Genomic DNA, 14,098 nt, shown 5'->3' with positions numbered 1-14,098 from the left:
CGTTACCGGCTGAACCGGTCAATGTTTTGCCATCAGCAGACAATGTCCAGGTTACAGTTACGCCACCAGAGGTCAGAGTTGTTGTTGGTGCGGTTAATGTCCACACTGCTCCGGCACTGCTACCATTTAGACTGAATGTACCTGTCGCTTCAGCTGAGTCTGTTGTGTCGTTGCTGCCTGTACTGTCCTTAATACCACCTGGCAGACCTTCTTCGGAAACAGCAAACTTGCTGCCGTTTACAGTAGTGATACCGCCATCGTTATCAATGATGATTCCTGTTGCTGTTTTACCACCAACATTGATTGGCAAGGTTTCATTTGACTCAACCAGTGTGTCATCTACTGTAGGCACAGTCACTGTGAAGCTGGTAACGCCAGGAGGCACGGTGATCGTATTATTGGCTGCGTTGTAAGTCACGCCATCGCTGAATGTTGGAGGTGTTACATAATCCGCGGCAGAGGCAGTACCACCACCCAGTGTAAAGCTATAGGTAGTGGATGCGTTTGTTTCAGCGCTCAAAGTCACTGTATAGACCAGATTGTTACCTTCAACCACTGAGCCACCATTCGGGCCGGCAGTCACAGTGTCTACAGTCGCTCTATCGTTATCCACGATTGTGCCGATAGCGGCCACGCCACCAACATTAATCGGCAATGTTTCGTTTGGTTCAACAATGGTGTCATCCACTGTAGGTACAGTCACTGTGAAATCTTTAACGCCAGCAGGTACTGTAATGGTGTTGTTAGCTGAGTTGTATGTCACGCCATTGCTGAATGTTGGAGGAGTTACATAATCCGCAGCTGATGCTGTACCGCCACCAAGTGTAAAGCTGTATGTAGTTTCTGCGTTTGTTGTCGCACTTAAAGTTACTGTGTAAACCAGGTTGTTACCTTCAACCACTGATCCACCATTTGGACCTGCAGTTACAGTGTCCACAGTCGCTCTGTCGTTATCGACAATGATGCCTGTACCAGTTGCACCACCGATAGTCAGTGGCAAGGTTTCGTTTGGCTCAACAATGGTGTCATCTACGGTTGGCACTGTTACGGTGAAGCTGCTCACACCAGCTGGCACGGTAATCGTGCCGTTGGCATTCAATACCACGCCATTGCTGAATACGGCTGTACCATAGTCAGCAGTTGACGCTGTACCGCCACCCAGGCTGTAAGCGTAGGTAGTAGGTGCGTTGGTGGTAGCACTCAGACAGCAGTTGACGCTGTACCGCCACCCAGGCTGTAAGCGTAGGTAGTAGGTGCGTTGGTGGTAGCACTCAGAGTCACTGTGTACACCAGATTGTTACCTTCAACGTCGCTGTCATCATTGGGGTCGGGAGTGCCTGGCTCTACAGTCACTACAGTAGCTCTGTCGTTATCGACAATGATGCCTGTACCGGTTGCTCCACCGATAGTCAGTGGCAAGGTTTCGTTTTGTTCAACAATGGTGTCATCCACAGTTGGCACTGTCACAGTGAAGCTGCTGACACCTGCCGGTACGGTAATAGTGCCGTTGGCATTTAATACCACGCCATTGCTGAATACGGCTGTACCATAGTCAGCAGTTGACGCTGTACCGCCACCCAGGCTGTAAGCGTAGGTAGTAGGTGCGTTGGTGGTAGCACTCAGAGAGCAGTTGACGCTGTACCGCCACCCAGGCTGTAAGCGTAGGTAGTAGGTGCGTTGGTGGTAGCACTCAGAGTCACTGTGTACACCAGATTGTTACCTTCAACGACGCTGTCATCATTGGGGTCGGGAGTGCCTGGCTCTACAGTCACTACAGTAGCTCTGTCGTTATCGACAATGATGCCTGTACCAGTTGCACCACCGATAGTCAGTGGCAAGGTTTCGTTCAGCTCAACGATGGAGTCATCCACAGTTGGCACTGTCACGGTGAAACTGCTTACACCAGCAGGCACTGTGATTGTGCCATTGGCATTTAATACCACACCGTTGCTAAATACGGCGGTGCCGTAATCAGCGGTGGAGGCTGTACCGCCACCTAGGCTGTAAGTAAACGTCGTAATTACATTGGTAGTATTACTCAATGTGACGTTGTATACCAAAGCCGCACCTTCGATTACGCTGTCGTCCCCCGTGCCTGGCTGACCTGGTTCTACGGTCACAACTTCTGTGTCGTTATCAACAATGACACCTACGCCAACCACACCACCTACGTTGATTGGCAAAGTCTCGTTAGGCTCAACATCGGTGTCATCGACAGTTGGTACTGTCACAGTGAAGCTGCTAACACCGGCTGGCACAGTAATAGTGCCGTTGGCATTCAATACCACGCCATTGCTGAACACAGGAGTACCATAGTCTGCGCTGGAAGCCGTTCCACCACCTATTGCAAACGTATAAGTTGCTGGTGCTTGAGTAGGAGTGCTTAAGCCAACGGTAAATACCATTGAGCTACCTTCAATCACACGGTCGTTACCGGGAATGGCTGGGTTACTTGGAGTAACGAAATCAATAGTGGGGTCTTCAGGAAAATACTGATAGTTAGGCAAAACTGATAAAGGAGGCGTTTCCACGAAACCGCTTCCACCATCATAGGTTGCGCCAGCCACACTTTCAGAAATACGATCCAGGTTAACAAAACTGGCGTTACCATCACTACCAGCCTCACCTGCAGCAGGCGCATCGAGAACTTCTGTAATATCACGGCCTTCGTTCAATGCAGTTAAAACTGCATCAAATACAGCCTGATTCACCGCATTTTCTGTTACATCTGACACATCGACTTGCGCCAAATTGTCAGTAATCTTAATTGTTTGCGCTTCAGCAAAATTTACTGTTTCACCGTTTGCAAGTTTGACAGTCACTGTCGCTCCACTTGCCGTGATTACCTTATCACCAGCATGAAGCACTTCGCCTACCTGTAACATATGACGGTTGCCATTTGCATCCACCACAATTGCCATACCTTGAACATTCGTAACAGTACCAATCACTGTAGCCATTTTTTTCCCCAATAAAGGTTGAGAGAGTTTTGATAGTGTCGTATTTAACGCGAATACAAACAGAAAATCTATTGTACTGAAGTACAATATTGAGCATTCAATACGGGTTTTCGAATGATTTTAAAAACAACTTTACCAATCACGAAAATTCAAAAACCCATAAAAAAAGCGAAGCCATTTCTGGCTTCGCTTTTTATTAATACAACTAGGTTTTTGTTATTTGTTTATTCAGCTACTGATTGAAAACGAATAACTTCAACGCGACGGTTTGCGTCATTACCATTAATTGGATCATTTTCAGCAATAGGTTGAGAATAACCATAACCTTTAACTACTATACGACTTCCATCCAATCCTTTTTTGATCAAGTAGTCTGCTACAGCCTTCGCGCGCTTCTCGGAGAGTAAAAGGTTATACTTCTCTTTTGAGGTATTGCGTTTGTCTGTGTGGCCAGCGATCTCAATCTTATCGTTGCCCCACTCTTTCACAACATCATAAACGATATCCAGATCAGCATACGATTCTGGCAAGATAATAGCGCTATTCGCCTGGAACAAAATGCGTGGCGTGAACTTCATGGTCGCTTTTTCTGGACCTTTTGGTTTAAATGCTTCACCTTCCCAAGGTTTGGCATTCGCCAGCAAAGCTGCTTTATCTACGACAAGTTGTGCTGGAGCCATAGCCTTACATACATTTTCACGATCCAGATACTCTTCACGCGCATATTCACCAACGTCCGCACGACTGACACCGAGTTTACGCAACAACAGACCCTGACCTGCATATGCTCTCGCATATGAAGTACTTAGATCCATTTCAGCATTTGTGAAATTACGGCGGGATTGAAAATATTCGTTCTCTGTATCCAACAGGTCAAGCAATGTACGCTGACCAATATCATACTGTTTGCGATAGGCTAAACGCGCGTTCTCGATAGAGTCCTGATGCTGCTTTCGATAAGCGACCTGCTCATTTAATTGTTTGATATTGTTGTATGCAATAGATACCAGCTGACGAGTATCGATACACGCCTTATCGCGTAAATCGTGCGCACGATTAAGCTCTTCCGAAGCAGAATCCAGGTTGTTCTTATCAGTGAACCCGTTGAAAATATTCCAGCTAGCGGTAACTTCAAGTGTATCTGCAGCCAGTATGCTGTTTCTGCTTGCATCATTCACATCAAGGACTTTACGGCCCTGCAAATCCAAACGTGGCATAAAAGGGGCCTTACGTCCGGACACAGATTTCTCTACAGCAACAATGTTTTCAATTGAAGCCAGGATGTTAGGGTTTTGTTTGTACGCCGCATCAAGCACCTGATCAGAACTCTCGGACAAGCCATCGCCTGTCATCTGCACTTCAACAACGTTAGCTGGAGGCAGTTCACCTACCAGACGCTGAAATCTTGCAGAAACGTCATACAGGTTGGTTGTTTCTGTCAGAAGATTAGCTTCAGCCAGTGCCAAACGGCCAGTGGCTTGTTCAAGGTCGACTTTCTTGCCCACACCCGCATCTACACGAGACTTGATTTTTTCGTGCACTTGCTTGTGTACAACATAGTTGTCTTCAGCGTAAGAAACCAGACGGCGATAACGCAGCAAATCATAGTAAGCGGTGGCGGTATCCAATGCAATACTTTGCATCTGCCCTTGCAAATCATAAAAACGGGACTTGGCCACGTGGTCAAGACGTCCAACCTCTGCCGGGGTCGCCAAACCATCAAAAATCATTTGACGTAATGTTAAAGTGGATTGCTGGTTTGGAGAGTTAGTATTATTAATATTTACAGGAACCACACGCTCCTGATTTCTAAATACTTGATCAACTGTCACATTTGGCAGGTATCTACCTTTAGCAGCAGCCTCATCAAATTCAGCACCTTTATATGCATGAAAGCGGGCTTGAACCTCAGGGTTCTCAGACACCGCTTTCTCGATGATTTTCTCCAAAGTTTCCGGACTTGCTCCCCAGGACACAGATGAGTAGGAAAACACTCCTATTATTAGTGCAGAGGCAATTTTTTTTAGTTTCATGTGCAGACTCTTAACAAGTTATTAAAGATTTATCCTGAAGTCAGTATAACTACAGTATTGTTAAGGCACAAGAGTATCCCACCCCATAAAAGTGGTTTTAATTAAGGGGTTTAGGGGAAAAAGTCACAAATCTGAACTTTGAGACTATTGTGCATAAAGAAAAATCCCTAAAATCTGTTTATTTTCATAAAATTGATACAAATTTAAAGCATCAATTTTATGAATTCAAGTGGGACTTATTTGAGGAGCCGGTTTTGACAGCTTTATCCAGTTCGAAATGTCCTTGAGGAGACTGACCTTGTAACACCAGCGCCAAATGCAAACGGTCCCTCACTTTTAAAGTATCAAAGACAGAGGTCAAATGGGCTTTAACGGTGCGCTCAGAAATTGAAAGTGTACGAGCGATTTCCTTATTGCTGTTTCCTTTGGCTGCTTCCAGTGCCACCTCACGCTCACGTTTGGTAAGGCCTTCCAATACCTCATCAAGCACATCCACATTCTGGCGTGAGCCACGCGCAGTTAATGTGATCAGGTGTTTTAACAAATCACGCCCCAGCCAGATACCGCCATGGGAAACGACACTGTAAACTTCTTTCATGACTTGATGATGCGCATAAGCATGCAAATAACCTACGACGCCTAGCTCCAGCGCTTGCATAGCTTCAGCCTGCTCGGGGTTGTTAGACAGTACAATGACTTTCGCAGATGGAATCAAGGACAACACTTGTTGCACCTGAGTACGCCACTGGTTGCTGCTTTCCAATTGCGCATGTACCCATACTACAGTTGCACCAGCTACATCGGCAGAAACTACTTCCGCACTGGTGACCAATTTAGGAAATGCTTTCAGCCAGGCTTCTACAGGCTGCTTTAATGAAGTAATAAAAATATGTTTCATAGATTAGCGCTCGGTTAATGCATACGATTTAGCCTTAAGCACAGGTTTAAGCAAGTAGGACATTACCGTTTTCTTACCCGTCAAAATATCTACCTGTGCCACCATACCAGGAATAATTGGCAGATGGTCGCCGATATTATTCTTTATTGTTCTTACTTTAACGACATAAAAAGCATTTCCTTTATCGTCAATCGTCGAATCTGCTGCAATATCTTGCACTTCACCATCCAGGCTGCCGTAAATACTGTAATCATAAGCAGTAAGCTTCACGATCGCAGGCTGTTTGGGGCGAATGAATGCAATATCCTTGGTTTGGATTTTAGCTTCAATCACCAGTGCATCATCGGATGGCACCACTTCCATCACTTCCTTGCCCGCCTGAATGACGCCGCCAACAGTGTTGTAATATAGCTTACTGATTTTGCCATTTACAGGAGAAAGTAGTGTTGACTGTTTCACCTTATCGGATAACGCCAGGCTGGACTGCGTCAGGCTGTTGATTTTGGCGGTAGTCTCGTTCAGGTCGGTCCGTACCTTACTCATAAAAGTCTGCTGTGCTTCCGACACTTTGCGACGTGCTTCGGAAATAGCAGCCGTCAACCGGCTCATTTGCGCTGAGGCCTGGTCTATATCACCCTTGGCTCGATTGGCTTCACGCTCCAGACGCAGGATTTCAATTTCAGAGACGGCGCCACTGTTCAACAGAGGGCGATTCGCAGCCAGTTCGCGGCTATTGGAGTCGTAAGTCTTGATTGCCACCTCTTTTTTAAATTGCACTTCTGAAAGCTCACGCTCTCTTTGAGACAATTGATCCCTGGCAATATTGACTTGTGAATCCAGCTCGGCGCGCGCAGCATTAAATAACTGCAGTTCTTGCAAATAAGTATCAGGGACTTTTTGCTGCACTTCACTTGGCGGATTATAGGGACCGCCATTGGCTAATGCCTTTAAGCGTGACTCCTTGGCTTTCAGTGACAAATACTGGCTTTCATTTTCTTTCAGAGAAGAAATCGCCCTGGTCTCATCGATTTTAATCAACGGTTGCCCACGTTTTACGGTATCTCCCAGCTTAACCATGATATCTGTCACGATACCACCGTCCAGTGATTGCACAAGCTGGATCTGACGCGATGGAATCACGCGGCCTTCACCACGAGTCACCTCATCAACTTCAGCCAGGTTGGCCCACACCAGCAATACCACGAGAATAATCAGGATCGCGTACATGATTAATTTTGCATGCAACATGCTATCTTCAACCATCACATCATGCGCCTGCTCAGACCATGACCGGTTTTCTGATGTATCTGTTTTAATTATTTTGTCGACCAATAGATGCACAGGTTTGCCCATGCGCATCCAAATGCTGTCATTTTTAGTAACGTCACCAAACTTATCGAATATTTTTTTTGCCATGATGTTACCTTGCCTTACCCACTTTACCCGCACGCAACGCAGCGGTGACATCTTCTTTGGAGCCGTCAGCTACAATCTGCCCGGAATCAATCACGATTAAGCGCTCTGCCAACTCCAGCATACCGTTACGATGACTAATCACAATCAGGGTTTTATTGGCGGATGCTTCAGCAATCCTGTTTTTAACGTTTTCTTCGCCCGAGTGATCCATCGCACTGGTGGGCTCATCCAGCAACACAATCTGCGGACTGGTCACAAAAGCACGCGCAATACCCACACCCTGGCGCTGGCCACCGGATAGCGTATCGCCGCGCTCACCCACTTCCAGGTCAAAGCCTTTCGGATGCGCATTTACAAACTCGGCAATCCCGCCCACTTGTGCCGCATTCAACACAGCATTATCGTCTGCATGTTGATGACGCAACGTAATATTGTCTCGCAATGTGCCATAAAAGAGGTGGTTATCCTGCTGCACATAGCCAATACTACGGCGTAATTCGGCCGGATCAATCTGCCGCGCATCAATGCCGTCAATCAGAATCGCGCCTTCAGTAGGTTGATACAAACCAAGAATTAACTTGTTAATCGTCGTCTTGCCTGAGCCCATACGCCCAATAAGCCCCACATGCTCGCCCGGACGAATCCTGAAAGAAATCCCATTTAATGCCAACTCATCTGTACCGGGATATTTAAAAGATACATTTTTAAATTCGATTTCGCCTTTAAAAGCGGGACGAGAGAGAAAGCTCACATCTTTACCGCGCTCGACCGGTTTTTCCATGATCGCCTCTAACGACTTCAGTGAAGTCGCAGCAGTATGGTATTGCGTAAACAGGCTGGCGATCTGTGAAATCGGCGCTAATGCGCGGCTGGTCAATTGTGAACAGGCAATCAGGCCACCCATGGTCAGGTCGCCGTTTGAAATCAGGTATACACCGAGGATAATGATGGCTACGCTGATAATTTGCTGTAAGGCATAAGAGCCATTGGTGATTGAGGAAGACAATAATTTGAGCTTGCTGCCGACTTCAGACAGGAAGAGCGCGCTACGCTCCCATTTGCCCTGCATCTGTCCTTCGATTCCCATGGATTTCACCGTTTCCAGGCCGACCAGGCTTTCAATCAGTGTCGCATTACGTTGTGCACTGGCCCGGTACATGGTCTCGGACAAGTCATGCATTTTGCTTTGCACGCTGAGTGAGTAGATCAATACCACTGCGCCGCCGATCAGGGCTGGCAACACCATAAACGGACTGATCCAGGCAATCACAATCAGGAAAATAATTCCGAATGGCAAATCGATCAGCGTCACTACCGTGGCCGAGGTGATAAAGTCACGCACGCTTTCGAATGAACGCAGGTTGGAAGCGAAGGAGCCGACTGATGTTGGCTTGGCATCATAGCGTGTACCCAGTACCTTCTCCATGATCTGCCCACTGAGCTTCACATCGATACGTGCACTGGCCCAGTCCAGGAAATAGGCGCGCATGGAACGCAACAGCAAATCACCCAGCACAATCAGGCCTACACCAATGCCCAATACCCACAAGGTTTCCACTGCTTTGTTAGGGACTACGCGGTCATACACATTCATGGTAAACAGCGGCATCGCCAGCGCAAAGATATTGATCAGCAAGGCTGCGACCATCACATCGCGATAAATGCCTTTATTCTCGGCAATCGTGCCCCAGAACCAGTGCCGGATCTTCACCCTGCCGACCTCTGGTGTGCGCGCATCAAAAATATAGTTTTGTTTGGTGACCAGCGCGTAGCCCGTATATTCTGCAGCGAGATCGGCCAGGCTCATGGTCACAGGCTCTGGTGACAAGTCAGGGAAAACCACTTGTGCAAAATGATGGCTGTCATCGACTTTTAAGAGCTGGCAGGCGCGATGATTTTTCAGCAACAGGGTGATATCTGTTTGCGGCTGGTTCAGGGCCGTGATTGCAGCTTGCTGGACAGTGACGTCGAGACGTAGCCGTTCGGCAGAGCGTTTGAACAATTCAGGATTGAGCTTGCCATCTTCAAGAGGCAAGCCGGAGGTTAACGCATCCCGAGTGGTAGCCAGTCGATTATGACGGCAGATGTAAAGCAGACACTCGAGTAAAACGTCTTTGTCAGTTTGATTAAAATATTGCGTCGTTTCCATGGCTTTGGCTTTTTACTGTCCTTATCAACGGCTCATACTTAATATTAAGCAGCTTCGATTATATGTAGTGTCAACCCCACTCAATCCGTTGAGTATATGGTAAAAATCCTGCGAATTACAAAGATTGACAATGTTCATCACTCCCCAAATTGCAGATTTTCCTGCACAAATGGGCCTGTCACTGCTGCAATACCTACAGAATTTAAGCTATCCAGCTCTTGCTGATCTTGCACCCCTTCTGCTATCGGCATGATGCCCATGGTGCGCACCATCATGCACAAGCCGCGTAACAATGATTGCTGCTGTGGACGCAAATGAATATCGCGTATCAGTGAAGCATCAAATTTAACGAAGTCTAAGCCCAGCTCATGCAAGTCGCCCAGTTGCGCCAGACGCGTCGCCACGTGCTCCATACCAACCACACAGCCCAGCGATTTCACCAAATGCACAAATTGCTTGAATTGGACAAAATCACTAAACGCCGCTTCTTCAGATACTTCGAAACTCAATCTGGCAGGCTGCTTGACGTTGAGGATCAAACTTTGCAGTTTGTCTTTATATTCATCGCTACGCATTGCGGCAGCAGAGACATTCACACTCAAGTTAGCATTATTTTTATCCAGCATATCGACAGCATACTCCAGCGCCAGGCCATCCAGCGTTTTTATCATATCGAGCTGGCTGGCCCAGTCAATAAAGGCACCCGCTGCCAGCCATTGATCGCCTTCATCGATATGCAGGCGTAATGGGCACTCATAATGCAGCAACTGTTTGTCTTTTTGCATGACCGGGTAGCGCGCGAGCTTGATCTGTTTATGCTCGATGGCATGCAGGAACTGTTCTTTCCACTGGCTGAGGTAATTCTTTCTCGAAGTCACAATACTGTTTGCATTCATCACACGCATCGGCAAGGCGGCCTGGTCACCAGCCAGGTCGAGGATAAACTGCATCACACGGTGGATATCGACAAAATCATCACCTTTTTTGGTTTTGGTATGGGTGACTACGAACTGGAATTGAACGATCTGTTGCGCTGCATTCAGTTTTTCAAGGACCAATTTGAGTTCTGAAGCCACACTGAAATCATCCAGCGGTTGACGACTGAAAATACCAAACTCGCTGCCGGAGAGCCTGCCACAAACCACATCAGGGTAATGCGCCATCTGTTGTTCCAGCGCATCACCTACTTTTTTAATGAGTTGATTCGTCACGCTATAGCCAAGCTGTTTGTCTATATCTGACAGATTGCGCAACTGCACCAGGGTCAACATACCCTCAACAAAACTGTCGTTTTTCAATGCGACTGACGCAGTATTGGTAAAGTGCGATTGGTTCATCAAACCGGTGACTTCGTCATAGTTGATCTGCTGGTTCAACACATTCAAGCGCTCAGATTCGTCAGTCACCATTGATTTCACACGGTCAGACAGCGTGTTCATGGTGCGCACCAGCTTCTGGAATTCTTCTGTTTGTGGCTCTTCAATCGTAATGTATTTACGTTCACCTAGAGACTCTGCCTGCGCAATCACATCATCCAGTGGTTTGAGGATTTTCTTCAACCAGAAGCCGGAAACCACATAACTCATAAAGGCGACGATCAGTGTCCACAGTACCGCATGGCGTGAAGTTTCCCATAATTGGTCATAGGCCAGCGAAGGTTCGCTCTCCAGTTCCAGCGTGCCATACTGCTGCCAACCGGATTGGATGTTGGCGATACCTGGCTGAATGTTGACGGAGAAAAGCGATTGAAACCAGGCCGGTGCCACAGAGTGCGGATTGCGGTTGACGCGTTCAATCATGGTTTTGTTATCAGGCGAGATAATCGCGATGCGACGGTAATGGCCCATATCAAACTGGGCGCTGATAATCAGTTCTACCGTGACATTATCTTTCTGGATATTGGACAAGGTAATCGCCAGCCCATTGGCATTATCGTTATTTTTTTTCTGCAATTGCTCGGCCATAAAGCGGTGGTCATCGTACACCCCCAGAAACAGGCACCCCGCTGCCACCATCAGGATAATGACAGAAATCGCTATGCGTATTTGTTTTATTAATGACATGTTCTAAGCCCTCTTTTATCTTGGGGTAAACTCATCGACAACCCGGCTCTCATGCAGGCTTTAATCATAAGCCTAGCATTAACTTTCCACGTTAACCATATCTTAGCCAAGGTTTTAAACTATTCCAGTTGGTTCAGGTATCTAAGCATTCTCGTTATTCCAGTCCATCCTGCCGCATGCGTGTCAGCACATCGCGCCACTTGGAAATATTATTCGGTGACCCGGCACGCATATTCGGGTTATTGGCCACAAACAGGCCTTTTTCGTTAAAGCTGAACACAGGGAATAAATCGCCGCGCCTGGAAGCCGGCAATATTTCGAAATTCAGGTTATCCAGAATGAGCGGGTCGCTGGTCGGCATGGCGTAATAGGCCAGTACCATGTGCGGACGGATGTTGCCGCTGGCCATGCGCGCGCGGACGTAGGTCAGTCGTAGCTTATCTTGCGGAATGCCAAGTTTTTTGAGTAAGGTATATTTTGCGATACTGAAATCTTCACAGTCGCCCGCGCCTTTACCGAAGGTTTCCAGCGGGCTTGCCCAGTAATCGTCTACGCCCCATAAATTGATATCATCGACAAATAATACATGCTGGTTGGTGAAATCATTGACCATGCCGATCTTGGTCATTTCGCTGGCATTTGCCAGCTGGCTATACAGCTCGTTCAAACGCATGACATTTTGATATGCCTCTTCCCCGTAACGTTGCCGGACCTTCTCCAGCATCGCCAGCACGTAATCATCCGCCAGTATCTGCGACCATAGCAGACACAGCGACAGGCAAAAGCCTGCCGCAATACTAATGAAGGATGGAGAGTGGCGTCTCATGTGCAATAGATTTCCAGTGAGCGATTATGTCACGGCACTGGCAAGCATAATTTGCCAAACAAAGTGGTTTTCATCTGCAAATTCGCTCATCTGTAACGGTACTCTAACCCATGCCTAGGGTGAAAAGGCACATAACCGCACAAGAATAGAAAAAGACAAGCGCTGCCGGATTGGGTAAAATGTCGACTTTCAAATCCACACCGCTTTAAACTCATGTCTCTTACCACCCTCAATGCACTCTCCCCTTTAGACGGCCGTTATCACACTAAACTTGATTCGCTGCGCCCATTTTTTAGCGAATATGCGCTGATCAAGCATCGAGCCCTGGTGGAAGTAGAATGGTTAAAAGCACTGAGCGCGGAACCAAAACTGGCAGAAATCGCGCCTTTCAGTGCCGACACTATTGCTGAGCTGGATACAGCCATCAAGGCTTTCAGTGAAGATGACGCCATGCAGGTAAAAGCGATTGAATCACGTACCAATCATGACGTTAAAGCGCTAGAGTACTGGCTCAAGGAAAAGTTTGACGGCAATCACGACATCAAAAAAGCCAGTGAATTTATTCATTTTGCCTGTACTTCAGAAGATATCAATAACCTGTCACATGCTTTGATGCTTAAATCTGCACGTGACAGCGTGATCCTGCCTAACCTTTCTTCAGTCGTTACCCGCTTAACCGAGCTTGCGCATGCACTGGCCGAGCAACCAATGCTGTCGCGAACACATGGCCAGACAGCCAGTCCGACTACCATGGGTAAGGAGCTGGCCAATGTAGTGTATCGCCTGCAACGCCAGCTCAAACAACTGCAAGCCAATGAAATATTGGGGAAAATCAACGGCGCAGTGGGTAACTTCAATGCGCATTTGTCCGCCTATCCTGATATAGACTGGGAAAACTTCGCCAAAACCTTTGTTGAATCATTAGGCTTGACCTACAACCCGATGACTATCCAGATCGAACCACATGACTATATGGCTGAGTTGTATGACACGCTGTCCCGCATCAACACTATCCTGATCGACCTGAATCGTGACATATGGGGTTATATCTCGGTCGGTTACTTCAAGCAAAAGGTCAAGGCTGGCGAAATCGGCTCTTCTACCATGCCGCATAAAGTTAACCCGATTGATTTTGAAAATTCTGAAGGTAATCTGGGCCTGGCCAATGCCATCCTGCGTCACCTGGCAGAAAAACTGCCGATTTCCCGCTGGCAGCGTGACCTGACAGACTCAACCGTGTTGCGTAATATGGGTGTCGCTCTTGGCTACTCGCTGCTGGCTTATGACTCCTGCCTGCGCGGCCTTAACAAGCTTGAGATCAATCCACAACGTTTGCAGGAAGACCTGGACAATAGCTGGGAAGTGCTGGCCGAACCTATCCAGACCGTGATGCGTCGTTACGGCATTGAAAACCCGTATGAGCAGTTAAAAGAACTGACTCGCGGCAAAGGCGGCATTAATCAGCAATCGCTGCATGCCTTTATTGAAACGCTGCAAATCCCGGCCGAAGCCAAACAGACGTTACTGGCAATGACACCTGCAACTTATACCGGTAAGGCGAGTCAATTGGTAAAACATATTTAGTGACTTGTTCAGGGATTGTTCTGTTTTTAATTTCTCACACACTGCATTAAGGCAGCCCGCTTTTGGTTTCATTTCTTTTGTTAGTCAGGGCGGACTGCCCTGGCTGCTACGCCTGATTTCTCTAAAACCTCATTCTTCGCAGTACTTCATATTTTTTTGTGTATTGCTT

The 14,098-nt window shown here is 47.3% G+C and carries 9 protein-coding genes; 1 reads left to right on the top strand and 8 read right to left on the bottom strand.

Annotated elements, in window-relative coordinates; genetic code table 11:
* Positions 1-1,200: 1,200 nt before the first annotated feature.
* The 8 genes from ASG24_RS11035 to ASG24_RS11000 form a co-directional block, all read right to left on the bottom strand.
* Complete coding sequence (locus ASG24_RS11035; protein WP_055871344.1) at positions 1,201-1,524, bottom strand: hypothetical protein; 324 nt, start codon at positions 1,522-1,524, stop codon at positions 1,201-1,203.
* 95 nt (positions 1,525-1,619) lie between these two features.
* A complete protein-coding gene (locus ASG24_RS11030; protein ID WP_055871340.1) occupies positions 1,620-2,960 on the bottom strand; it encodes a retention module-containing protein in 1,341 nt (446 codons plus the stop codon).
* Between the two features lie 224 nt (positions 2,961-3,184).
* The gene (locus tag ASG24_RS11025; RefSeq protein ID WP_055871337.1) at positions 3,185-4,993 is read right to left on the bottom strand and encodes a TolC family outer membrane protein; all 1,809 of its coding nucleotides are present in this window, start codon (positions 4,991-4,993) and stop codon (positions 3,185-3,187) included.
* A 217-nt stretch (positions 4,994-5,210) separates the two neighbouring features.
* The gene (locus tag ASG24_RS11020) at positions 5,211-5,891 is read right to left on the bottom strand and encodes a response regulator transcription factor (RefSeq protein WP_055871333.1); all 681 of its coding nucleotides are present in this window, start codon (positions 5,889-5,891) and stop codon (positions 5,211-5,213) included.
* Positions 5,892-5,894: 3 nt separating this feature from the next.
* Positions 5,895-7,307, bottom strand: coding sequence for an HlyD family type I secretion periplasmic adaptor subunit (locus tag ASG24_RS11015; RefSeq protein ID WP_055871330.1), 1,413 nt, complete (start codon positions 7,305-7,307; stop codon positions 5,895-5,897).
* Between the two features lie 4 nt (positions 7,308-7,311).
* A complete protein-coding gene (locus ASG24_RS11010) occupies positions 7,312-9,456 on the bottom strand; it encodes a type I secretion system permease/ATPase (protein ID WP_055871327.1) in 2,145 nt (714 codons plus the stop codon).
* 137 nt (positions 9,457-9,593) lie between these two features.
* Positions 9,594-11,519: an EAL domain-containing protein gene (locus tag ASG24_RS11005; protein WP_055829227.1), complete on the bottom strand. Its 1,926-nt coding sequence runs from the start codon at positions 11,517-11,519 to the stop codon at positions 9,594-9,596.
* 154 nt (positions 11,520-11,673) lie between these two features.
* Positions 11,674-12,345: a transglutaminase-like cysteine peptidase gene (locus ASG24_RS11000; protein WP_055871323.1), complete on the bottom strand. Its 672-nt coding sequence runs from the start codon at positions 12,343-12,345 to the stop codon at positions 11,674-11,676.
* Between the two features lie 213 nt (positions 12,346-12,558).
* On the opposite strand from ASG24_RS11000, the gene purB reads away from it, so the two are divergent.
* A complete protein-coding gene (purB, locus tag ASG24_RS10995) occupies positions 12,559-13,929 on the top strand; it encodes an adenylosuccinate lyase (RefSeq protein WP_055871320.1) in 1,371 nt (456 codons plus the stop codon).
* The last annotated feature ends 169 nt before the right edge of the window (positions 13,930-14,098 follow it).

The sequence above is a fragment of the Methylophilus sp. Leaf414 genome (genome assembly GCF_001425425.1).
Classification (GTDB): Bacteria; Pseudomonadota; Gammaproteobacteria; order Burkholderiales; family Methylophilaceae; genus Methylophilus.
The sequence above is the reverse complement of the archived record's forward strand: the minus strand, read 5'-3'. Positions and strand labels throughout refer to the sequence as shown.